A 24,063-nucleotide genomic window follows, 5' to 3' on the forward strand; every position below is an offset into this window, starting at 1 on the left:
TCAGCACCACAAATGTTTAGATTAGGGGAAAAGGAGGCAGTATGGCCGCAGCTTAAAATAAAAGGGGGACATTTTTAAGATCACTCTTCAGACCGGTTAATTAAGGACGTTATTCATTTGTTTCACAATCACAAATAAAAGGATAAATATAAGAGCATTATAACCGGCAGCTGTCCAAAAATAATGGCTCCAATCAGTGCTGTTAAATATCCAATCATCATCATGTTTCAACTGAAAGAAAGTTCCTTTTTTATCTAAAGTGCCAAATGTAAGAGTTGTTAACCCGCCAACACTCTCGGAAACGTCAACTCCATACATTGAACCGGCAGTATCAGTATGATTTATTGGCATATACGTGTAATCAGATAAAATTGTTTCCGCCAGCTTGGCTGGCAGAGACACATATAATACAGCCGATGTATCGCCTCCGAGCCCACTCAAATACTCCCTGGCTTTAATAAATTTCGTTTCATCAGGAAAATCGATGTGATATAGCTTTTCAAATCTGATTATTTCATCAGATGTAAGATTGGTATTTTGATAATACTCCGGAGTAAAAGCACAAATAATAAAGTACCAAATATTAAAGATGATAACGAAACTGCTTACAAATAGTACAACGAACCATTTTAATAATTTCTTCAATTAATCGCCCCTTAATCTTTCAAAATTATATCATAATTTTGAATAGAAAATAAAACAAGCGAACGGCGGCTTTAACGTTCGCTTGTTTTGCAAAATAATCAATATATGAAAAATTAAAACGGATAAGGATTCAGCCATTGACCCCCGTCCATTGTGATACAATCCCCGTTTATATAGGACGCTTCATCAGATAGCAAAAACGCTGCCAACGCGGCGATTTCTTCCGGTGTGCCCAGCCGGCCGAGCGGCACACTGTTCATAGTGCGGGACACCGCTTTTTCCGATTCAAACAGCTTCTCCGCACCGCCTGTCCGTTCAATCGGGCCGGGGGCTATCGCGTTTGTGCGGATGCCGTATTTGCTCCCCCATTCAACGGCCAGCGTTCTTGTCAGTGACAATACCCCCGCTTTGGCTGCAGCGGAATGAACGACACCCGCTCCCGCTCCCCATGCGTATGTAGCGGCCATATTTAAGATGACGCCCTTCTGCTCCTGCTCGATCCAATGCCTTGCCGCTGCTTGGCTGCAGAAAAATGTGCCGTTTAAAACAATCTCAATAACAGCTTTCCATCCATTGGGCGTCAGCTTCTCTGCCGGGCAAATAAAGTTGCCGGCCGCATTGTTAATCAGCGCATCGAGCCGGCCAAAGACTTTTTTCGCTTCTGTCATCATGTCTGAAGCGGCGGAATCAGAACGGACATCCATTTGAAAACAGGCGACCTGCCCCTCAAAGGTCTCAATTTCTTTTTTTGTTTCCTCAAGTGCTTCATGGTTCCTCCCTGTCACCATGACGTGCCATCCTAATTCAGCCTGTTTTTTCGCCATTGCTTTTCCCATGCCGCTTGATCCGCCTGTAATGATTACCGCTTTCTTATCCATAACAAACCCACCCCTTATTATTGAATGAATAATCATTCATAATTTTATCACAGATGTCTTTCCGCGTCATTACATGCTGAGAAGGGATTTTTCAGCCAAGCTGATGATATAATAGAACAACTCTGACAAAGGTTGGTTTTACATATGGAGAAAATGACCAGAAGAACATTTTTAAAAAGAGGATTCGGCATTTTGGGTACAGCTCTCGCAATGGCTTGCGGAGGTTACGGCTATGCCCGGTATATTGAACCGCGCATGATTGAGATCACCCGGCATACAATCACCAGCCGCCTGATCCCCCGCGGTTTTGACAATTTTAAAATCGTTCAATTCAGCGATACGCATCTCAGTGATGTGTTTACATCCGGTGACTTGAATAAAGCAGCGGAAAAGATCAATCAGCTGAAACCCGATCTGCTCATCTTTACGGGAGATTTAATTGATAAGCCGCATTTATTTAATGATCACCAGCATGCACTCGCCGTGCTGCAAAATCTTGAAGCTCCCTTCGGCAAACTTTGTGTTTACGGAAACCATGACCACGGAGGCTACGGTACGAACACGTACAAGGCTCTGATGGAAGCGGCTGATTTTCAAGTGCTTCGAAACGGCTACCGTCAGGTGCAGCTGACAGATGGAAGCCGGATTGAATTCGCGTTTTTGGATGATGTAATGCTCGGAAAACCCGATTATGAAGGCACCCTGTCACGCCTTTCCGAAGATGCGTTTTCCATTTTAATCGTCCACGAGCCTGATGCCGCTCTCAAGATAGGCGGATATCCCGTAAACCTCCAGCTGTCGGGACACACTCACGGCGGCCAGGTCCAGCTCCCGTTTTTCGGCCCTCTTATTACGCCTCCTTACGGAAAAACGTATACCGACGGCATGTATACGCTGCATGACACAGGCGTTTACGTCAATCGCGGGCTCGGTACGACAAGACTGCCGTATCGATTTTTAGCCAGACCGGAAATCACGCTGTTCACATTGAAAACCGAGCAAAAATAAGACTTTTATCCTGATGCACAGACACCCCCTCCGTAATATGTATATGGAAAAGAGCAAAAAGGAGGGTGATGAAACTGCTGACATATCAAGTGAAACAAGGAGAAACCATCTCAAGCATTGCGCAAGACTTCAGAATAAGCACTGCTGCTCTCCTTCAGGCAAATCCCTCAATCCAATCGGTCATATACGCGGGACAGCATATTATCATACCGAATCTTCCCGACCCATCCACCATTCCCTACTCCATCATCGTGTATATCGGAGCGAAGAAACTGGAGTTATACCGCCTTGGCAGGCTCATCCGTACGTATCCCATCGCAGTCGGAAAAATATTGACGACCACGCCGACCGGAGAATTTTACATCGTGAACCGCCAGCCTAAGCCCGGCGGCCCGTTCGGCGCTTATTGGCTCAGCCTCTCTAAAATTCATTACGGCATTCACGGAACAAATAATCCTTCCTCCATCGGCAAAGCGGTATCAAAAGGATGCATCCGGATGTATAATCAGGACGTCACTGAACTTGCCGCTGCCGTTCCTAATGGAACAAGGGTGACTATTATAAGATAGAAAGATCTTATTTGTTAATGGAACGAGCTGATGATAATATATTACAGTGGGACCTTTAGGGTAAGGAGCGTGTTTATGGATATATTTAAAAATCGCAATTTTGTCCGTCTCTTTTTCGCAGCACTCGCTTCTCAAATGGGAACGACTGTAGGTAATATGGCTTTCGCTTTTTACTTGCTGGACCATTTTTCAAACCAGCCGGCATACACGACTTTGGCTGAGCTGATGTATTCACTGCCGACAGTTTTCGTATTTCTGATTGTCGGTGTCGCAGCTGACCGGCTTGATAGGAAAAAGGTCGCAGAGAATTGTGACTGGATCAGAGCCGGACTGACGATCGTATTGTTTGCCGCATTATACACCGGGAGCATCCCTCTCGTGTTCTGTATTTTGTTCATCAGAAGCGCCGTGACCAAGTTCTTTTTCCCGGCGGAAGCCAGCCTTGTACAAGCTATTCTGCCTAAGGAGCATTACGCGAAAGCGGCGGGACTTAACCAGATCCTGTTCAGCATCTTCATGGTTTTCGGCGTCGGTATAGGCGCGTTTATGTATAAAACGATCGGTATTCACGGAGCCATTATCCTTGATTTTGTCAGCTTTATTGTATCAGGCTTTCTGATCCGCGCGTGCCGCATTCCGAAAGAAGCCCGTCAGCCGAACGGCCCTTTTAAATGGGGAGATTCGTTTCTGAAAGACTCGGTCGCTGATTTTAAGGAAGGGATCGTATATATTGTTAAAAACAAATTGCTTGCTTCCCTTATTTTCGGCTTTTTTATCTTTGGTTTTGTCAACGGCGGCTTTGCCGTACTGCCGATGTTTACGATGAAATACGGACTTGCGCCTGATCATTACGAATCACATACTTCCATCTTCACCGTCGCACTCGGCTTCGGCCTGCTTGCAGGAAGTGTGATCGGAACGATGATCGCAAAAAAAGTCAAACCGCATCATTTGATGTCGATTCCTATTTTGGCAGCCGGACTGCTCATTTTTGTCCTCGGCTATACGGATAAGCTGTGGATTTATTATATGGCGGCTTTCGTCCTCGGCATGTGCATCGGCCCTGTCAATATCGCCATCGGCGGCTGGATGCCGAAAATCGTTCATCCGAAAATAATGGGCCGGGTCAGCGGCTGGCAGGATCCTTTTATGATGTTTGCCCAATCGATTACACTCGGACTGGTTGCCCTGTTATTTCCGAAATTCGTTACCAATATTGATTACCTTTATTACGGCATGGGAATCGTGATTTTAGCGGTATTTGTGTTCTATTTTATCGCTCTTCCGAAATACAGCGCCGAGGCAGCAGAGGTCGATGTGCAACAATCATTAAAGGCTGATTCTGAAAAACATGCGAATCCTGTCTAATAAAGGAAAAAAATGCGCCCTTTTCATCAGAAAAAGGCGTATTTTTATAATCAATATTTGCATTTCAACGCTAAAAAAGTATAATCTATATATGAACTTGATCAATGCAAAGGAGAGAAATAATGGACGACCACGCTTATTCGAAAGAGCTGCAGCCAACCATCGAGAATCTTTCAAAAGCTGTTTATACTGTGAACCGCCATGCAAAAACCGCCCCCAACCCTAAATACCTTTATCTGCTGAAAAAACGGGCATTACAAAAGCTTGTGAAAGAAGGCAAAGGGAAAAAAATAGGGCTTCACTTTTCAAATAATCCCAGGTTTAGCCAACAGCAGTCAGACGTACTTATCTCTATCGGAGACTACTATTTTCACATGCCTCCAACAAAAGAAGACTTCCAGCATCTTCCGCATTTAGGTACGTTAAATCAATCGTACCGTAATCCTAAAGCACAAATGTCTTTGACAAAAGCGAAAAACGTATTGCAAAAATATGTGGGCTTAAAGGAAAAACCGCTTGCCGCCAACAGGCAGCAGCCCGCTTATCATAAACCCGTATTTAAAAAACTTGGTGAGAGTTATTTTTAATTCCGCCGCAAAAAAGCCGATGCGTCATGCATCGGCTTTTTTCTATTCAATCACGTACGTATCCACTTTTTTAATGAGCTCGCTGATTTCAGGCTTGCTGATCTGTTCATCCGCTCCGACGACTTCGCCCCGGTGGCGCAGGTCGTCTGTAATCAGGGACGAGAAAATCATAATCGGCACATCAGAGCTTTGCGGGTTATCCTTAAGGAGCTTCGTCAAACGATGCCCGTCCATTTTCGGCATCTCAATGTCACTGATAATCATGTCAATATGGTCTGACAGGTTTGCTCCGTTATCCGTCAGTTCCACGACGTAATCATACGCTTCTTTTCCGTTTTCAAACGTAACGATTTCACTGTACCCCGCCTCAGTCAGCTCATCCGTCAAAAGACGCATCAGAAGCGGCGAATCTTCAACGATGATCAGTTTTTTACCCGCCCGTCTTTCATCAAATCCTTCCTGATGGACATGATAAGTCTCAACTCCGGATGCCGATTCAATATCATAAATGATCTTTTCATAATCAGGCAGAAAGATCATCGTGTCTTCCAGTTTGATGATTCCCGTTAAATGCCGCTCCATCCCCTGGTTCAAGGAAGTCGGCTTTTCAATCGCCTCCCAGGACACCCTGTGGATTTGTGAAACGGAACCGACGTGAAAGACGATTTTCCGCTTGTTGAATTCCGTTACGATATATTTATCGTCTTTTGCTCCTTCGGCATCAACGCCGAAAAAGGTATACAGACTGATGACGGGAAGAATTTCGCCTCTCAGCTTAATCATCCCTTCTACGTCTTTATGAGACTGAGGCACAGATGTGACATCTACCGGCTGAATGATTTCCCGGACTTTCATCACATTTATGCCAAATGTATTGACACCTACTTCAAATTTGACGATTTCTAATTCGTTTGTGCCTGAATCCAATAAAATATCGTATTGTTGTAAAGACAATTCAATCCCTCGCTATCCGCATTCAGTATTGTACTGTATATATCGGCTGTAAACGGAAAAAGTGAATGTATTCGATCCAACTGGCCATGAACTCTTTATAAAAAGATGCTTTTTTCTGATATCCCATTGACTTTTTGACATCGAGTGGTAAAATAGTCAAGGATTTTTCAGGAAGAAGGGTGTAATAAATGGGTACAGTAGTCATATTCGACCAAGATCAAATGACGGTGTTAGAAGATATCAGCAAAACGGCTTACCTGCAAATGAAAAAAGAGGCGAAAGAGCGTCCCGACAAGCCCGCTCCATACATCTTATGGCGGGAAGACGTCAGCTTTGAATACGGGTATTAATGACATTCGCCACATATCACAATAGATAGATCATGATACAATGAAGACAATCATTTCAGCTGGTTGTCTTATTTTTTTCTGAAAGAAGGTATGTTTTCACATATCGGACATATACTCGGGATAGTTCAATAAAAAGATGACAAATGCTCAGCTAGTGGTAAAATAGGATAAACTCAATATATAGTATAAGGTGATGAATTATGGAACATTTGCTTAATCCGAATGTAAAAGAAATTGAAATTTCAGGAATTCGCAAATTCTCAAATCTTGTAGCTCAGCACGACAATGTCATTTCGCTTACGATCGGTCAGCCGGATTTCTTCACGCCGCACCATGTCAAAGCGGCTGCCAAAAAGGCAATCGACGAGAACGCAACGGCATATACTCCGAATGCGGGCGGCCTTGAGCTGAGACAGGCCGTACAGCTTTATATGAAGAAAAAAGCTGATTTGAATTATGAAGCTGAAACTGAAATCATCGTCACAACCGGGGCAAGCCAAGCGATTGACGCGTCTTTGCGGACGATTTTATCTCCGGGCGATGAAGTTATTCTCCCCGGACCGATATATCCGGGCTACGAACCGATCATCCGCATGTCGGGCGCCGTTCCGGTCCATGTGGATACGACGACACACGGATTTAAGCTGACGGCGCGGCTCATTGAAGAATCGCTGACACCAAAAACAAAATGCGTCATTCTTCCTTATCCGTCAAACCCGACCGGAGTGACATTGTCTGAGGAAGAGCTGCAAAACATCGCAGCCGTCCTGAAGGGCAGAAATGTTTTTGTCCTGTCTGATGAGATTTACAGCGAATTAACCTATGACAAACCGCATTATTCGATTGCGTCTTATTTGAGAGACCAGACGATCGTCATCAACGGCCTGTCAAAATCGCACAGCATGACGGGCTGGAGAATCGGTTTCATTTTCGCACCGAAAGAAATTGCCAAGCACATCTTAAAAGTTCACCAATACAGTGTGACATGCGCGTCTTCAATCTCTCAGAAAGCGGCTCTTGAAGCGGTGACAAACGGTGTTGATGATGCGCTTATTATGAGAGAACAGTATAAAAAGCGGCTTGACTATGTATATGACCGTCTTGTTTCAATGGGGCTTGACGTCGTAAAGCCGTCAGGCGCATTTTATATCTTCCCTTCCATTAAGTCATTCGGAATGTCATCGTTTGATTTTAGTATGGCTCTTTTAGAGGATGCAGGTGTGGCTCTTGTGCCCGGCAGCTCGTTTTCAAAGTTGGGTGAAGGGTATGTGAGGCTGTCATTCGCATATTCACTGGATACATTGAGAGAAGGCTTGGACCGGCTGGAAGCATTTATTTTAAAAACGAGAGAATCCATACAGACTATTTAAACAACGGCATAACGCCGTTGTTTTTTATTGTTTCGGGAATGTAATATGAAAGGCCGTGCCTCTGTCCGGTTTGCTGTCTACTTGGATAGCTCCCTGGTGGTTTTTAATAAGGTTGAATGTGACCATCAGCCCCAGGCCGGTTCCTTTTTCTTTCGTTGTCAAAAACGGTTCGCCTATTCGTTTCAGCACGTTTTCCGGTATCCCGTCACCCTCGTCTTTCACCGTCACATTAACGGAATACTCATCTTCTGTCATGATGATGTGAACCGTTCCCCCATCCGGCATCGACTCAACGGCATTTTTAATCAGATTGATAAACACCTGTTTCAGCTGATTTTGATCACCGTTAATATACATGCTGTCATGTTCGTAATCCGTTTTGATAAAAATCCCTTTAAGATTTGCCTGCGTCTCTAAAAGAGCGGTCACTTCACTTATAATTTTCTTTAAGTTTACACGCTCTTTCACGGCGTTTTGCTGAGGTTTGGCAAGCATTAAAAGCTCACTTAAAATTAATTCGATTCTGCTCAGTTCAGAAAACACAATTTCAAAGTAATGTTCGTTTTCCTCCATCGTCGGCTTCATGAGCTGTAAAAATCCTTTGATCGCCGTCAGCGGATTGCGGATTTCGTGAGCGATTCCCGCCGCCAGCTGCCCTGCGATAGACAGCTTCTCCGACTTCAGCATTAATTCCTCCGTCTGTTTCCGCTCAGAAATGTCACGCAGAATGACCTGCACGGCCGTTTCTCCGAAAAACGTCGTCGGAATGCAGACCATTTCCGTGTAGATCAGCCGGTTTTTAAAGGTAAACCACGATTGCTTAATAATTTCTGACTCGGTCTTTCGGTTGATAATATTTTGGATCCGCTGTTTCACGCCGTCATGATCACAGGGATGAAGCTGATCATAGACGTTTTTCCCGATTAAATCTTCATATGTTTCAGCCTCAAACAGCGAAATGCCCGACTCATTCATGAATACCCATTTATCATTGTGAATCACGGCGATCGTATCAATTGAATTCTGAATGAGGAGCTGATAACGCTCTCTGCTTTTTTGCAGAATCGTTTGGAATTTTTTCCGTGAAGAAATATCAATCAGAAGCAGCAATTCCGCCCGCTGATTTTTATATGTCGTCGGTGCCGCCTTCACTTCTAAATGAACGGGCGTGCCGTCGAGCCTTCTCCACGTCTGTTCGATCATTCCGACTTCCATTCCTTTTTGCATCCGCACAATTCGGTTTTTCACAATGTCGTGATACTCTTCTTCAATAAATTCATAAGAGCGCCTGCCGATTACCTCGTCTTTGCTCTCGGCTCCCAGCATGGCAAGCATCGCGTTGTTGGCGTAGGCGATTGTGCCGTTGATGCTGACATATAAAGGATTCGGCAGCATTTCGACAAGACGCTCGAATTCGCCGTTTCCAGCCGCATCTTCCGACTGTTGTTCTGCCTTTTTCTTCTTTTGTTCATACATATAAGGCCGGCGGGGCGTCTTCTCCTCAAGCACCTTGATTTTGAGGATGATTTCCCGATCCGTCCCCTCCATTTGCGGTGTGACAATTTCCACACCCGCTTCAAGCCATACGATGGTATGATCTTTTTTAATAAGACGAAAGGTGCAAGGCATCAAATGATGCTCATTATAGAAGTAACTTTCAACCAAAAATTGATCTTCTTCATGCAGGAACGTTTTGAGAAATGACCCGATCATCTCTTCCTGAGAATAACTGAAGTACGATTTGCAGTTTGCAGAAATATACATAATACGCCCGTTAGACGTCAAAACGGCATGAAGATCGGTTTTCGATTGAAACTGTTTGACATGCTGAGTATCCTGTTCCACAGAATCCCTCCTTTGCATTATACTCGCACTGCAGGCTGGACACGGACTGATATAAAAAGAAATTCCACTAGATTGATTCGCTAAAAAATGAGCATTCTCCTTCTATTCTTATTGTGAACGTCAATTTTCCTGAATGAAAGAAAGGGCGCACGAGATGTTCGGCCGCCCTTTCATTTGTTATTTTTTATTGTATTTCTTTTCAAGCTCTTTGTAAGCGTCAACTGCTCCTTTGGCAATGTTTTTGCTGACGGGATCGTGATCATCCTGAACAGTCGGTACGACGACGCTGAATGCCACTCGTGGATGTTCTGACGGATAATAGCCGACAAAGGTCAGGTTATAAGTGTCTTTCCCCCACCAGTTTTTGTTCGTGCCGTAATAGCGCGTCTGCGCAGTTCCCGTTTTTCCGGAAACATCAGCGCCGGACCCCTGGAATGTTGAATAAGCCGTTCCTTGAGATGAGCTTGTAACCAATTTCATTCCTTTATGAACCTGATCAAAATCGCTCGGACTGTTATTTACTTTGTTCAAAATTTTAATATCTCGCTGTTCAATCGCTTTTCCAATCTTATTTTTGCTGTCCGGTTCATGAATGCTTGTGACGATCCGCGGCTGGACGCGATACCCGCCGTTTGCGATGGCTGAAATATATTGAGCCATTTGAAGCGGCGTATACGTATCAAACTGTCCGATCGCAAAATCCAGCAGTAATCCCCCGACCAATTGCGGATTTGACTGCATGCCTGCTGATTCCTGAGGAAGATCAATCCCGGTCTTCACACCCAAACCGAATTGGGCGTAGTAGTTGCGCATTTTTTTAATATCGTCTAATCCGGCAGGCAGCGTACCGTGCGGGACGTAAGTAATGCCGGCGATATGCATGGCCACATGAAACATATATACGTTTGAACTTCTTTGCAGCGCAGTCAGCTCAGTAATGGCTCCCATTTGTGTCCACGATTGTTTTTTCGTGTCGCCTTTAAATACAAGCGGTGCATCGACAAACGTTTTATAATGCGGGAGGCCGCTTTGGTAACCCGCGAGAACAGTCGCTCCTTTAACAGAAGAGCCCATCTCATATTGGGTCGTAAATGATCCGATCGCAAAATCCTGTGTTTTATTTGTTTCGAGATCGATGCGTTTCCCCGCCATTGAGAGAATATCCCCGTTGTTCGGGTCCATCATGACGGCAAATCCTCTGTCAACCATAAAGTTGCCCGCGGCGCGGCTTCTTCTCAGCTCTTTTTCAATGACTTTTTCGACTTTCGACTGTAATTCCATATCGAGCGAGAGCTGAAGATCGTAGCCTCTGCTGCCTTCATCGACGGGCTTTTGGCTGACGACCTCACCTTTGCTGTTTTCCACATACTCTACTTTTTCTTTATGTGCGTTTAAATAGTCTTCATACTGATATTCAATGTAGCTTTTACCCACCCGGTCATTCAGTGAGTAGCCTCTTGTGACATAATAATCTTTCCGTTCGCCCAACAATCCCTGTTCCGGTGTCGTCACACCGCCGAACAGAGAGTACAGCGTTTTATCGTACGGATATTTCCGCGTCCAGTCATTGATCACGTCAATGCCGGGGAGCTCTTTCAGGTGCTCGGATACGACGGAAACTTCTTCATATGTCAGGTCGCTTTTTGGTTTTTGCTTGTTGTTTTCATGCTCGTCAAGCAGTGAACCGCTGTTTCCGTTTCCGTTCAGCTTATTCGGGTCCATTGATTTGACGACTTGCGGCTGATAGGCGTTGCCGCTTGAAAAACGCGTATAAATCGCCGCGATTTCCAGCTCTTTTTTATTTTTTTTGATCGCATCAATCTCCTGCTTCGGGACGCGTTCAATCTGGCGTTTGTATACTTCTTGGGATTTCAGGCTGTTTTCTGAATCCTTCATAAGCTTTTCCGCCTTCTTCGGATGTGCGGCAAGCCAGTAATCAATGATATTTCGATCCTTCATAAATTCAGTATCAATATGAATCAGTGCGGCGAGATTTTTTGCCGTTTTCAATTTGTCCTTTGCCGAGGTTTTTGAGGTAGAAACGTATACAATTTCAGGCACAGCCTGGTTATCAACCGCCACTCTGTTCCGCTTGTCATACATCTTTCCCCGCGGTGTCGGATAATAGGCGGTTTTTGCATTTGCCTTCTCCGCATCCTGGCGGTGTTTATCCCCTTCGACAATCTGGACGATGCCGAGTTTAAAAATCAGTGCCGTAAAGAGAAGAAAAACAATCAAAAAATAGAGATTCATTCTCAGCGCTCTGTAACGTTTCGTTTTTTTCTTTGGTTCGCGCGCGACTTCAGCCACTTTCTGTTACACCTCTCAAATCATTGAATATATTTACATAAACAGATTTTAATTGTAACATTTTTGTAAAAGTTGTTACAGCGAAAACGGGTAAAAAAAACTGTCAAGATCAAATTATCTTAAAATATATCTAACACTTCAAATAATTTGAAGAGATGTAACGGATTTTAAAAAATAAATACAGATCGTTTTTCCTGATATAAAGCCATTTTTCTGTGCTCAATTACAATTATGACAAACGTTTGTTGTCAAAGGAAATGGCTGCCTGCATTATGACAAAAAAGCTGTGATAAGATTTTTCATGTAGAAAAAAACTTCTCTGGGAGGCTATTAACTATGAAAAAAGCATTTCTCTTATCTGCCGCCGCGGCAGTCAGTTTAATTACATTCGGAGGCATTCAGCAGGCATCTGCCAAAGAGCTGTCATGCCAGCACGTCGTTACCGTGAAAAAAGGAAACACTGTACAGCATCTGACTCTTCAAGAGGCTATTGAAAAACTACATATGAAAACGAGCGTGAAACAGCTGAACGTTAAAAATGAGAAAGAACTGAAACAGCAGCTGCAAAAACACGCAAAGAATTCTGATATGACAGTTAAAGACGTTCAAAAAGAAACACCGGCAAAAACGGCACCGGCAGCTGCCGAAAAACCGAAAGCCGATCAAAACCAGACGGCTGACAATGCAAAGCAGACAGATAACACAAACAACAGCAGCGAGAAAACTCCTTCTTCTGTCAGTGCGTACGAAAAGAAAGTCGTTGAATTGACAAATGCAGAGAGACAAAAGCAAGGCTTAAAACCTCTGCAGATTGATGATAAACTAAGCAAATCAGCTCACGCAAAATCACAAGATATGAAAGACAAAAACTATTTCGATCACCAAAGCCCTACTTACGGCTCACCTTTCGATATGATGAAGTCTTTCGGAATCACTTATAAAACCGCCGGTGAAAATATCGCCAAAGGACAGCCGACTCCTGAAGCTGTCGTTAAAGCTTGGATGAACAGTGAAGGCCACCGAAAGAACATCATGAATCCTGAGTTCACTCAAATCGGTGTCGGTTACGTAGAATCAGGAAACATCTGGACACAGCAATTTATCGGAAAATAAATAAAAAAGATTGCCCCTCCGGGCAATCTTTTTTATTTCACCCAAAACTTATAAATACTTTGAGTTCCGCTGTTTTCTTCACCTTGCGCGGAAAGCTTGTCGTATAATGATTTGGCAAGTGCCAATCCGGGCATTTCTTCTCCCATCAGCTCCGCTTCTTCAAGGGCGATTCCCATGTCTTTAATAAAGTGTTTCACGTAGAATCCTGGTGCAAAATCGCCTTTCAGCATACGGGGAGCGAGGTTGGACAATGACCAGCTTCCGGCAGCTCCGGTTGTAATGCTTTTCAGCACTTGTTCCGGGTTCAGACCGGATTTTTCAGCGTAAGCCATCGCTTCAGCCACTCCGACCATTCCCGCTGCAATCGCGATCTGATTGCACATTTTCGTATGCTGGCCGCTGCCGGCCGGCCCTTGATACTGAATGTTTTCCCCCATAACGGAGAAAAGCGGCAGGCATGCTTCAAACGCTTCTTTTTCTCCTCCGGCCATAATGGCAAGCGTTCCGTTCCGCGCGCCGATGTCTCCGCCGGAAACGGGTGCATCCAAGGCGTGAATGGACTTTTCTTTGGCCTGCTCCGCAATCTTTTTCGCCAGAGACGGTTTTGATGTCGTCATGTCAATGACAAACGCCCCTTCTTTTGCGTGCCGGAGAATGCCGTTTTCGCCGAGATAGATTTCCTCGACATCACTCGGATAGCCGACCATGGTAATAATAATGTCAGCTTTCTCTGAAAGGTCTTTGACCGTCTCCTGCCAGACCGCTCCCTTATTCAGAATCTCTTCCGCTTTTTGTTTCGTACGCGTGTAGACTAAAACAGGATAGCCCGCTTCTAAAATGTGCGATGCCATACTGTTTCCCATGACGCCCAAACCGATAAATCCGACCGTTTTGTTCACTGCGCTTTCCTCCCCTGATGCGATTCATAATATTATTCTTTCATGTCTATATTACCATATTATAGGCTGATAGAGACCGCATTACAAGGTGAATTTAGAAATGGCGCTGATCAGATCTTCGCTTGCGCTCTTTAACATATCAGTCGATTGCTTCACTTTTTCAAGCGTAACGAGCTGTTCATCAGTAGAAGCGTTCACTTCTTCCGCCGCTGCCGCAGATTCTTGAGAAATGGCGGAGATGCTTTGAATCGCTTCTTGAATCGCGGCTTGTTCTTCACTCATTTTTTGAATGTCATTGTAAATATGATCTATACCTTGAACGAGAGACTGCATTTCCGTCGTAATCAGATTGAGGACCTCACCCGTTTCATGAATGGCGCTGTTTTGTTCATCATTCATTCTGCTTGCCTCAATCATCGCGTGTGACGCTTCTTTTGTCTCTGATTGAATCAGACGGACCGTCTCACTGATATGGCCGGAAGAAAGAGCTGATTGTTCAGCAAGCTTGCGGACTTCTTCCGCGACGACGGCAAAGCCCCGGCCGCTTTCTCCCGCTCTTGCGGCTTCAATGCTCGCATTCAGCGCCAAGAGGTTCGTCTGGTCTGAAATGGCGGATATTGCCGTCACGACTTCTTCTATGTTTTTCGTTTGTTCTTCCAGGTCATTCAGCATTGCCTCTACTTTTTTCGTTTCTGAATTGGCTTCGTTTGACTTCATCAGCAGCTGCCCGAGCGCGTCCAGTCCTTTGTAGCTGGCATCCTCTGAAGATTTTGAGAGTTGTTTTATGCTGCCTGCGCGATCTGCGATTCCTTTTATTTTGACCGAGAGATTTTCTGATTTTTCATTGATCGTCTCAACCTCTGACGCTTGCTCTGTCGCTCCGGCGGCGACTTCCTCTATCGCTTTTGCGATTTGTCCGCTCGTTTCATTTGTTTCTTGTGAAATGACGGTTAGCTGGTCAGATGTATCAGACACATTTTCTGAGGAGGCCTTAACCTGTTCGACCATCTCTTTCATATTTTCAACCATTTGGTTAAAGTCTTTTGTTAACTCGCCTACTTCATCTTTTGATTTCGTCCGGGCGCGGACGGTTAAATCTCCCGCTGAGACCGAATTTGTTTTCGCGATCAGCTGCTGAATCGGCCCGGTTATCGTTTTTGCAAGGAAATAGCTGAGTCCGATCGTAATCACAAGGGCGATCAGTGACATAAAAATGCTCACCGTGTTCATTTTGTCGGCTACTCCCATCAGCTGATCTTTTTCAAACTGCGTTCCGACTTTCCACCCTGTTTCTTTTACCGTTTGGTAGACGACCATGTTCCCCTGCAGCTCTTTGATGCCTTCTTTATCCGTAGTGATGTCTTTTAACGTCTGATCTTCCGAAATATTTTTTCCCTGTTTTTCCGGATGCGCCAGAAGAGAGCCGTTTTCATCCGCCAAAAACGCAAATCCTTTATATGGTACCTTTTGCTCGTTGACCATGCTCTGAATGGAGGACAGTTTCAGATCTAAGCTCGCCACTCCGACGACGGTTCCGCTGTTTTGAATGGCTTTTGACGCCGTCACGATCATGTCTCCCGTCACTGCATCTTTATAAGGGTCAGTCCAGACAACCTTATCGGGTTTTTCGGCCGCCATCTTATACCACGTTCTATTTGTCGGATCATAGTCTTTGGCAAAGTCGGCCTTTGGATATGTAAACATTTGTTTGTTTGCGGTTCCGACGTACGCAAGCGCGACATATTTGTCATTCTGTCCGATCTGTTTTAACTCATCGTTAAAAAGCCGCGCGGTTTCTTTGTTCCCATCTGATAAAAAAGACCGGGACAATTCACCGCCTGCTAATCTCATTAATACGGTCTCATCATTTTTCAGCTGAAGCTCAATGTTCTGACCGAGTGAATTGGTGACATTCTCTGTCGTACGTTTTGCTTCCTCCGTCATCATCGGCTTTAATGTCAAATATGAAGAAACCGTTAAAAAAACAACCGTTACGATAAGCATTGCCGATACAAACACAGCAATTTTGATGTGCATTTTTTTAAACATAACCATCCCCTCCTGAGAGTTATATCGGTCTTTCGGCCAAGAAAATGAATAAACCTTGAAATAAATATCAAACATTTCCGCCATTTGGCGCAGCAAAAAAAGAGCCGTCGTACCGACAGCTCCGCCTTACGTAAAATATTCGATTTTCGCTTTCGGGAAATAGGTTTCGATATAAGATTCCAGTGTTTCCCTTAAAGCATGCTCTTCGTCTTTTTGGTATATATACTTGCCGATTCCGTAGCGACCCCATTTGTATCTGCGCTTTTCTTCATCAAGCTCAAGCTTTGTTTTCGGATAGTTCTTCTCAATCACCCGTTTGGCCGGTTTTGTAAAACGGTGCTGGATCAGTTCAAATGTGATGTCATGCCGAACGTCTTCATCAAGCGCCGCATCAAGTTTCTCAAACAGTTCCTTATAGCCTTCCTCCCAGCCATCGTGAATATAAATCGGCGCCACGATGAAACCGAGCGGATAGCCCGCTTTAGCGACTTTAACGGCGGCTTCTATCCGTTTGTCGAGCGGAGAAGTTCCCGGTTCAAAGTTTTTAATGACATAATCCGCATTGATGCTGAATCTGAACCTAGTCTTTCCGTTATGTTTTGCATCAAGCAAATGATCGACGTGGTGAAATTTAGTCACGAATCTGAGCTGTCCCAATTCGCTTTGTCCGAAATGTTCAATGGCTCTTTTTAATGTATGTGTCAGATGATCGATTCCTACGATATCAGACGTACAAGAGGCTTCAAATCTTGTAAATTCCGGCGCCCGTTCTTTCATATACTCATCAGCCTGATCCAGAATCTCTTCCACATTGACATATGTCCGAATGTAGGGCTTTGACCCCATCGTCGTCTGCAGGTAGCAATAGTGGCAATGCCCCATACAGCCCGTCGCAAACGGAATGGCATATTCGGCGGACGGCTTTGAAGAATCGAATTTCAGTGTTTTCCGGACGCCGATTACCAATGTTGATTTCGCGTTCCGGTATTGCTGCAAGTGATTTTTTCCCGGAATATTCCGGACTTGATTATGCGATGTCGTTTCTCTGATCTCAAGCCCCATGTTTTCAAACTTATTCTTCAGCTCTTTTCCTAACGGGTATTCGAGCGCTCTCGGTTCAATATAAACAAGCTGGGGCACAAACGGCTTCAGCATAGACAGACACTCCCTTTACATATTCTCATGTTGTTACTTTCCGTTTAAAAGAGAGTGAATATGCGTTGTAAACATTTCCTTTGATCAATGATACCGGTCTTCTTCAAAAAGCTCGCTGTAAAGCGCTTCCGCTTCCTCATATGTCGAAAAGACCGCGTCATCTTCGGCCAGCGGATGATAGGTTTCGTATAAAAACAGAGACAGTTCTCCCTCATGATACGGGTGATGGACGATCTCCGCCTCTTTAATATGGGCAACATTGGCGGCATGCGGATTGCGGTAAATCACATAGACCGTATCCCCCGCTGCAAATGATTTTGTCATGATAATCCCTCCTGTTGAAAGTTATTGTTCCCCCCTTTTTTCCGAATATGAAAAAAACCAGACGGCTTACACCGTCTGGCTTTTGTATTACTTATTGAATGTTTCTTTAACGAATGCGACAACCTCTTCTGTCGTGCTCATAGACAAGATTGTTTCTTTGAATGATTCAGCTTCTTTTTTAGAAAGCTTGCTGATCTGCGTTCTTGCCGGAAGGATGGATGTAGCGCTCATCGAGAACTCATCTAAGCCTAAGCCGAGAAGAATCGGAATCGCAATTTCGTCTCCCGCCATTTCTCCGCACATGCCGACCCATTTGCCCTCTTTGTGAGCGGCTTCAATAACAAGGGTGATCAGACGGAGAATCGCCGGATTGTATGGCTGATACAGATAAGCTACGCGCTCGTTCATGCGGTCAGCAGCCATCGTGTATTGGATCAAGTCATTTGTTCCGATACTGAAGAAGTCAACTTCTGTGGCAAACTGATCTGCGATAACGGCTGTAGACGGAATCTCTACCATCATACCGACTTCAATATCGTCAGAAACCGCTACGCCGGCTTCGACGAGTTTTTCTTTTTCTTCGAGAAGAATCGCTTTCGCCTGTTTAAACTCGTTTACTGTCGCAATCATCGGGAACATGATTTTTAAGTTTCCGTATGTACTTGCACGAAGCAGCGCACGAAGCTGAGTTCTGAAGATTTCTTGCTCTTCAAGGCAAAGGCGGATGGCTCTGTAGCCTAAGAACGGGTTCATTTCTTTAGGGAGCTGCAGGTAAGGAAGCTCTTTGTCGCCGCCGATATCCAATGTCCGCACGACAACTGATTTTCCTTCCATACGCTCAAGAACCGTTTTATAAGCGTCAAACTGCTCGTCTTCCGTCGGAAGCTGGTCGCGTCCCATGTAAAGGAATTCCGTACGGTAAAGCCCTACAGCTTCTCCTCCGTTTTCAAGAACGCCTTTTACATCGTCAGGTGTGCCGATATTTGCGGCAAGCTCTACATGATGGCCGTCTTTAGAAACAGTCGGTTCATTGACGAGCTTCGCCCACTCAGCTTTTTGCGCCAGGTAAGCACTGTGCTTTTCTTCATATTTCTTTAACGTTTCACTGGAAGGATCGATGATCACATCACCATCGATGCCGTCTACGATTACCGTAACACCGTTTTCAATTGTCCCTGTAGCCGCTTTTGTGCCGACGACAGCCGGAATTTCAAGCGAACGGGCCATGATCGCGGAGTGTGAAGTGCGTCCGCCGATATCAGTTGTAAAACCTTTTACAAACTGACGGTTTAATTGCGCCGTATCAGACGGTGTCAAATCTTCAGCCACGATAACAACCTCTTCTGAGATCATGCTCGGGTTCGGAATTTCCACGCCCAGCAGGTGCCCCGTCACACGTTTTGTTACGTCACGGATATCCGCCGCACGCTCTTTCATGTATTCGTTATCCATTGATTCAAACATAGTAACGAACATGGAAGCTGTTTCTTTCAAAGCGAATTCAGCATTGACTGAATCTGTGCTGATTTTCTCCTTTACCGGGTTCAACAGCTCAGGATCACTCAGAACTAAAAGGTGCGCGGAGAAAATGTCAGCTTTGTCTTGTCCCAGTTCTTTTAAAGCATGCTCTTTAATTTTTTCAAGCTCTTCTTTAGAACGTACAATCGCTTCATCAAAACGGCTTACTTCAGCCGCAGCATCAGCAATGTTTTTCTTTTCAACCGTTAAGTCCGGCTCTTCAAGCCGGTATGCTTTCGCAATCGCAATTCCGGCTGAAGCGCCTATTCCTTTTAATTCTTGCATTACTCGCCGAGTCCTTCGCTTTTCATTGTTTCTTCTAAAGCGTTAAGAGCATCGTTTTCGTCAGCGCCTGAAGCGGAAATTGTGATTTCAGCGCCTTTAGCGATACCTAGAGACATAACGCCCATGATTGACTTAAGGTTTACTGTTTTGCCGTTATATTCTAAGTTTACGTCAGCATCGTATTTGCTTGCAGTCTGTACAAGAACTGTCGCAGGACGAGCGTGGATTCCGGAATCTGCTGTTACTTTAAATGTTTTTTGTGCCATGATTATCATTCTCCTTTAAATTAAAGCTATTTTACTACACAATATTATATCATACAGCCGTACTTGTCATCTGACAAGCACGGCGTATTTATATGCTTATTTTCCGATTTTCACAATATCTTTTTGTTCCCGTTTTACGGTACCTTCGGCCGAAAGGGAAATCGCTTCACCCTCGGCAAGATTTGTAAAGACAATCGGTGTCATTAATGAAGGAACATGAGGTTTAACCGCTTCAAGATCAACTTCAAGCAGCTTTTGCCCCGGTTCAACCCGGTCACCCTCAGAAACAAAAGAAGTGAATCCTTCGCCTTTCAGACTGACTGTGTCGATTCCGAAATGAATCAGGATCTCTCTTCCGCCGTCAGACTGAAGGCCGATCGCATGTTTTGTCGGGAAAACATTCAGCACTTTTCCGCGGACAGGCGATACGACGATTCCTTCTTCAGGAAGAATCGCAAAACCGTCACCCATCATTTTTCCTGAGAACACCTGGTCAGGCACATCGGTAATCGGATGGATTTCGCCGGTGATCGGAGAAGCGAACACTTCTTCACCCTGCTCGTTTCGGAGCGGATCTGCGATAACCTCTTCAACCTGCTGGCTGACTTCTTCTTGCGCGGATACTTTCGGTTCAGGGCGCGGCGTGCGTCCGGCGATAATATCCTGCATCTGTGTTTTTAAACCGTCAGAACGCGGGCCGAAAATGGCCTGAATGTTGTTTCCGACTTCAAGAACGCCTGAGGCGCCAAGCTGTTTCAGACGGGCCTTATCCACTTTCTTCTGGTCGTTGACCGTAACGCGAAGTCTCGTGATACAAGCGTCAAGGTGCTTAATGTTTTCCTGATCACCCATTGCCTGCAGGATTTCATAAGGAAGGTCGCCGGCTTCGCCTGAGGCGCCCGCACCTTCATCCGCAGCCTCTTCTTCACGGCCCGGCGTTTTCAGATTGAACTTTCTGATCGCAAACCGGAAACCGAAGTAGTAAATGACGGCTAATCCTAAGCCGACCGGAATGACAAGCCACCAAGCCGTCCGGTTAGGCAGAATTCCGAACAGGAAGTAGTCAATCAGACCGCCTGAGAAGGTCATACCGATTTTTACATGCAGCAGCTGCATAACCATAAAGGAAAGTCCCGCGAATACGCAGTGAATCGCAAACAGGATAGGAGCCACAAACAAGAATGAGAATTCAAGCGGCTCGGTAATTCCCGTTAAGAAACTTGTCAGAGCGGCAGAACCCATGATTCCGGCTACAAGTTTTTTCTTTTCAGGCTTCGCTTCATGATAGATTGCAAGCGCTGCCGCCGGAAGACCGAACATCATAAACGGATATTTCCCCGTCATAAATGTTCCCGCCGTCAGCTGTACGCCGTCTTTGATCTGAGCCATGAAAATCCGCTGATCTCCGCGGATGATGTCTCCGGCCGCATCTTTATAGCTGAAAAATTCATACCAGAACGGCGAGTAGAAAATGTGATGAAGACCGAACGGAATCAATGACCGCTCAATCATCCCGAAAATAAAGGCCGCCAAGGTTGGATTCGCTTCCACAAGACCCGTGGAGAAGGAATTCAGACCGTGCTGGATCGGAGGCCAGATCACTAACATAATAAGACCGAGAATTAATGCGGAAATTGATGTGATAATCGGGACGAACCGCTTACCCGCAAAGAATCCGAGGTACTGCGGAAGTTCAATTTTATAAAACTTGTTAAACAATAACGCGGCCAGAACCCCGACGATAATACCGCCGAACACGCCCGTCGCCAAAGTGGGTATCCCCAGCATGTTAATATAGGCCGGATGGTTTTCCGCAAAAAACTTTGCCCGTTCAATTTTGTCAGACGGAATACTGCCGTTTGCCATAAGCACGGCGCTCATGGATACGTTCATGACCAAGTATCCGATAATAGCCGCGATTCCGGCAACACCGTCTCCGTTGGCAAGACCGATCGCAACCCCTACTGCAAAAAGAAGCGGCAGGTTGTCAAATACGATTTGGCCGGCGCTTTCCATGACATTCGCCACAAGCTGAACGTTATCATTGCTTAAGAAGTGCATGACTTGAATCATATCTTTGTTCTGCATGGCATTCCCTAACGCAAGCAAGATCCCCGCAGCCGGTAAAATCGCAACCGGAAGCATAAGAGCACGGCCGATTTTCTGGAGAACGCCGAATAATGCTTTAAACATAAAAGATGTACCTCCTCTGTTAGCTAGTGTGACCTTACAGCGAAAATTCATGACAACGAATTCACTGGCGCAAGTCTTCAGTTTAACCGTTTACATTTGCCCTTTTACACAACAAAAAAGGCATGAGTAAAAAGGGTGTGCAAAATAACGGGACCGTTCTTCCCGTTTTTTACCCTCAATCACTCATGCCTGATCGAATCAGTGACACGTTTTTAAGGTTTCAACTGAAATTATGAAATTTTATTGGTTAATCGGTACAAATGAAGCGTGAGATAAACCGCTTCCGCCTCATGAACTGGTTTTTTCAGTATTTGCTGCAAGATTTTTATCAGTTTCCAAGCAGTATTGTAGCATAGCGGGTATTCATTTTTCAATAATAACATTAACTTTTCTGGTTCTTTTGTCTGCTCTTCCCGATTAATCCTGTCTATGGTAAATCTGATATGCCGGATCAGCCGCAAATAGTGGACGCTTTCTTTATTCACTTTCATCTGGAAAGATTCCTCAATCACCTGAACGAGCCGGGACATCAGCTGTGAATGCTGATTGACCTCTGAAAGGGGCCGATTCGTCAGGGCGGAGTGGATATGCAGAGCGATAAAGCCGATCTCTCCTTCCGGAAGACAGATTCCCGTCTTTTCATTAATCATGCCGACGACTTCACGGGCAATTTGGAATTCTTCCGGATAAAGCGTTTCGGTTTCCATGAGAAACGGGTTTTTAATGTCAAAACCCTGCTGCAGCCGCTTTACCGCAAAGGCAATATGGTCAGTCAGCGCAATATGGATATGCTCATTTAACGCTTGGCTTGTCCGCTTCTTGATATGATAAATGACGTCATTGGAGATGTCGACAAGTGTCTCGTCCACATAACCGAGGAGCTTTTTAAATTGTTTTTGTTCTTTTTCATCCTTTAAGATGAACATCTTGTCATACCCTTTATCTTCAATGACATCCGCTTGTTTTTTTCCAAAGCCGATCCCTTTTCCGATTAAGACGACCTCACTGTATCTATCATGTGTTGCGATGAGCACATTGTTATTTAATACCTTTTCAACTGTAAAGGACCCCTTCATGATCCTCAGCTCCTTTGTCATTCAATACCTCATATCGTACAAAACGAACGGAAAGCGCGTCAATTCTTTTTTTAGACGGTTGATCGTTCAATAAGGCGGTAATCAAGAACTTTCCTTGCCGGAGGCCCGCCGCTGATCCGGTTCTCAAGCATGTGAAAAGCCTGCTTTCCCATTTCTTTTGTTTGTATATCTATTGTGGAAATACCTAACATCTTGCTGATATCATGATTGTCGATGCTCAAAATCGCAAGCTCTTCCGGGATGCGCGTCCCGTTTGCCTTGGCTTCAAGGTAAAGACCTGCGGATACTTGATCATTCGCCGCAAACAGCGCAGTCGGTTTGTCATCCCAGCTCTTCCATCTATGAAAAAGGGCTTTCCCGTCAAGCAGCGTCAGCGCCTTTTCCACAACCAGCTCTTCCCTGTAAGGCTCCCCGATCTTCTTGAGCGCCTCTTTGTATGCGGCAATGCGTACTTGACTGTTTTTTCCCTTTTTTCTGGCCAGACTGATCGCTATTTTCCGGTGTCCCTTTTCTATCAGATAATCCAGACCGTGCCGAAATGCTTCCCGATGCGGATTACTGATGGAGGAAAGCCCCGCCGCATCAGTGTACTGGCAGAGGATGAGCGGTTCTTTCACGGTAAGCAGATGTTCATCAGGAATTGCTTTGGAGCAGATAATCAGGCCGTCCACTTGGCGCTCCTGTAACTGTGATAAGGCAAAACGTTCTTTTTGCTGCTGATAATCTGTCTGGTATAAAGAAAGATGCACGCCTGACGCTTCGGCAGCCTCGGCAATACCTGCAACAAGGTCTGCAAAATACGGAAGATTCACCGACGGAAGCACAACGCCGATCATATCGGAAAAACCTTTTGATAAATGCACAGCATGAATGTTGCGCGTATATCCGAGCGATTGCATCGCTTTTTTCACTCTTTCTCTTTTGTCCTTACTTACATAAGGATGATCGTTTAAAACTCTTGATACCGTTGTAACGGAAACCCCGGCAGCGCCGGCAATGTCTCTGATCGTAGCCATTGCGTCCCCCCCTTTCTTTTTTTCCCTTGATCTGGAATGCGTTTCATACAGTAAGCTAGAAACAGAAACAGCCTATTCGTTTGAAAGGAGAAGAACAGCGATGGGGATTCTTTGCTTAATCGGTTTGTGTCTCGCCATACTCGGCGGCAGTTACCTTGCCCTGCGGCCCCTGAATGAAAAGCATGACATCAAACCATTTCAGCATTTTGATGATTTTTTCATTTAAAAGGTGATAAAAAAGGACGCTGCGTTCCAGAACCGTCC

21 protein-coding genes and 1 pseudogene are annotated in these 24,063 nt (G+C 45.0%); 8 read left to right on the forward strand and 14 right to left on the reverse strand.

Going from position 1 to position 24,063, the window contains the following annotated elements; genetic code table 11:
- Positions 1-96: 96 nt before the first annotated feature.
- Positions 97-645, reverse strand: a complete 549-nt coding sequence (locus BGM27_RS02430; RefSeq protein ID WP_007409614.1) for a hypothetical protein — start codon at positions 643-645, stop codon at positions 97-99.
- A 113-nt stretch (positions 646-758) separates the two neighbouring features.
- Entirely contained in the window at positions 759-1,523 is a 765-nt protein-coding gene (fadH, locus tag BGM27_RS02435) for a 2,4-dienoyl-CoA reductase (protein ID WP_007409613.1), read from the reverse strand.
- 144 nt (positions 1,524-1,667) lie between these two features.
- Between fadH and BGM27_RS02440 the strand changes: the two genes are divergently transcribed.
- From BGM27_RS02440 to BGM27_RS02455, 4 genes are all read left to right on the forward strand, one after another.
- A complete protein-coding gene (locus BGM27_RS02440; RefSeq protein ID WP_007409612.1) occupies positions 1,668-2,531 on the forward strand; it encodes a metallophosphoesterase in 864 nt (287 codons plus the stop codon).
- Between the two features lie 74 nt (positions 2,532-2,605).
- Positions 2,606-3,100, forward strand: coding sequence for a L,D-transpeptidase family protein (locus tag BGM27_RS02445; protein WP_095284082.1), 495 nt, complete (start codon positions 2,606-2,608; stop codon positions 3,098-3,100).
- Positions 3,101-3,175: 75 nt separating this feature from the next.
- Positions 3,176-4,468 carry an MFS transporter gene (locus BGM27_RS02450; RefSeq protein WP_007409610.1) on the forward strand — a complete coding sequence of 431 codons (1,293 nt, stop codon included), beginning with the start codon at positions 3,176-3,178 and terminating at the stop codon, positions 4,466-4,468.
- 122 nt (positions 4,469-4,590) lie between these two features.
- Complete coding sequence (locus BGM27_RS02455; RefSeq protein WP_003154622.1) at positions 4,591-5,055, forward strand: YkyB family protein; 465 nt, start codon at positions 4,591-4,593, stop codon at positions 5,053-5,055.
- A 42-nt stretch (positions 5,056-5,097) separates the two neighbouring features.
- Here the strand turns inward: BGM27_RS02455 and cheV are convergent, their stop codons facing one another.
- A complete protein-coding gene (gene cheV / locus BGM27_RS02460; RefSeq protein ID WP_007409609.1) occupies positions 5,098-6,009 on the reverse strand; it encodes a chemotaxis protein CheV in 912 nt (303 codons plus the stop codon).
- Positions 6,010-6,197: 188 nt separating this feature from the next.
- Here cheV and BGM27_RS02465 point away from each other — a divergent pair, with 188 nt between their 5' ends.
- Both BGM27_RS02465 and BGM27_RS02470 read left to right on the forward strand, forming a co-directional pair.
- The gene (locus BGM27_RS02465) at positions 6,198-6,359 is read left to right on the forward strand and encodes a hypothetical protein (protein WP_007409608.1); all 162 of its coding nucleotides are present in this window, start codon (positions 6,198-6,200) and stop codon (positions 6,357-6,359) included.
- A gap of 200 nt (positions 6,360-6,559) precedes the next feature.
- A pseudogene (locus BGM27_RS02470) lies at positions 6,560-7,773 on the forward strand (aminotransferase A).
- On the opposite strand, the gene BGM27_RS02475 reads toward BGM27_RS02470, so the two are convergent.
- Positions 7,754-9,574, reverse strand: a complete 1,821-nt coding sequence (locus BGM27_RS02475; RefSeq protein ID WP_007409606.1) for a PAS domain-containing protein — start codon at positions 9,572-9,574, stop codon at positions 7,754-7,756. The pseudogene BGM27_RS02470 and the gene BGM27_RS02475 sit on opposite strands and share 20 nt — an antisense overlap.
- A gap of 177 nt (positions 9,575-9,751) precedes the next feature.
- Positions 9,752-11,884: a peptidoglycan D,D-transpeptidase FtsI family protein gene (locus BGM27_RS02480; RefSeq protein WP_007409605.1), complete on the reverse strand. Its 2,133-nt coding sequence runs from the start codon at positions 11,882-11,884 to the stop codon at positions 9,752-9,754.
- Positions 11,885-12,220: 336 nt separating this feature from the next.
- Here BGM27_RS02480 and BGM27_RS02485 point away from each other — a divergent pair, with 336 nt between their 5' ends.
- Positions 12,221-12,997, forward strand: coding sequence for a CAP domain-containing protein (locus tag BGM27_RS02485; protein WP_007409604.1), 777 nt, complete (start codon positions 12,221-12,223; stop codon positions 12,995-12,997).
- 32 nt (positions 12,998-13,029) lie between these two features.
- Here the strand turns inward: BGM27_RS02485 and BGM27_RS02490 are convergent, their stop codons facing one another.
- The 9 genes from BGM27_RS02490 to BGM27_RS02530 form a co-directional block, all read right to left on the reverse strand.
- On the reverse strand, positions 13,030-13,896 hold the full coding sequence (locus BGM27_RS02490; protein WP_007409603.1) for an NAD(P)-dependent oxidoreductase: 867 nt from the start codon (positions 13,894-13,896) through the stop codon (positions 13,030-13,032).
- 81 nt (positions 13,897-13,977) lie between these two features.
- Positions 13,978-15,945 carry a methyl-accepting chemotaxis protein gene (locus BGM27_RS02495; protein WP_007409602.1) on the reverse strand — a complete coding sequence of 656 codons (1,968 nt, stop codon included), beginning with the start codon at positions 15,943-15,945 and terminating at the stop codon, positions 13,978-13,980.
- 126 nt (positions 15,946-16,071) lie between these two features.
- Positions 16,072-17,100, reverse strand: coding sequence for a spore photoproduct lyase (gene splB, locus BGM27_RS02500; protein WP_007409601.1), 1,029 nt, complete (start codon positions 17,098-17,100; stop codon positions 16,072-16,074).
- Positions 17,101-17,184: 84 nt separating this feature from the next.
- Positions 17,185-17,424, reverse strand: a complete 240-nt coding sequence (gene splA / locus BGM27_RS02505) for a splAB operon transcriptional regulator SplA (RefSeq protein WP_003154646.1) — start codon at positions 17,422-17,424, stop codon at positions 17,185-17,187.
- 87 nt (positions 17,425-17,511) lie between these two features.
- Positions 17,512-19,227, reverse strand: a complete 1,716-nt coding sequence (gene ptsP, locus BGM27_RS02510) for a phosphoenolpyruvate--protein phosphotransferase (protein ID WP_007409600.1) — start codon at positions 19,225-19,227, stop codon at positions 17,512-17,514.
- A complete protein-coding gene (locus tag BGM27_RS02515) occupies positions 19,227-19,493 on the reverse strand; it encodes a phosphocarrier protein HPr (protein ID WP_003154654.1) in 267 nt (88 codons plus the stop codon). The genes ptsP and BGM27_RS02515 overlap by 1 nt, the downstream gene beginning before the upstream one ends.
- A 96-nt stretch (positions 19,494-19,589) precedes the next feature.
- The gene (ptsG, locus tag BGM27_RS02520) at positions 19,590-21,686 is read right to left on the reverse strand and encodes a glucose-specific PTS transporter subunit IIBC (RefSeq protein ID WP_007409599.1); all 2,097 of its coding nucleotides are present in this window, start codon (positions 21,684-21,686) and stop codon (positions 19,590-19,592) included.
- A 230-nt stretch (positions 21,687-21,916) separates the two neighbouring features.
- Complete coding sequence (gene glcT / locus BGM27_RS02525) at positions 21,917-22,783, reverse strand: glucose PTS transporter transcription antiterminator GlcT (RefSeq protein WP_096335139.1); 867 nt, start codon at positions 22,781-22,783, stop codon at positions 21,917-21,919.
- Between the two features lie 50 nt (positions 22,784-22,833).
- Positions 22,834-23,799: a LacI family DNA-binding transcriptional regulator gene (locus tag BGM27_RS02530; RefSeq protein ID WP_007409597.1), complete on the reverse strand. Its 966-nt coding sequence runs from the start codon at positions 23,797-23,799 to the stop codon at positions 22,834-22,836.
- A gap of 100 nt (positions 23,800-23,899) precedes the next feature.
- On the opposite strand from BGM27_RS02530, the gene BGM27_RS20710 reads away from it, so the two are divergent.
- Positions 23,900-24,025, forward strand: coding sequence for a hypothetical protein (locus BGM27_RS20710; RefSeq protein ID WP_003154659.1), 126 nt, complete (start codon positions 23,900-23,902; stop codon positions 24,023-24,025).
- Positions 24,026-24,063: the final 38 nt, after the last annotated feature.

Source organism: Bacillus sp. FJAT-27001, from assembly GCF_019039175.1.
GTDB classification, from domain to species: domain Bacteria; phylum Bacillota; class Bacilli; order Bacillales; family Bacillaceae; genus Bacillus; species Bacillus velezensis.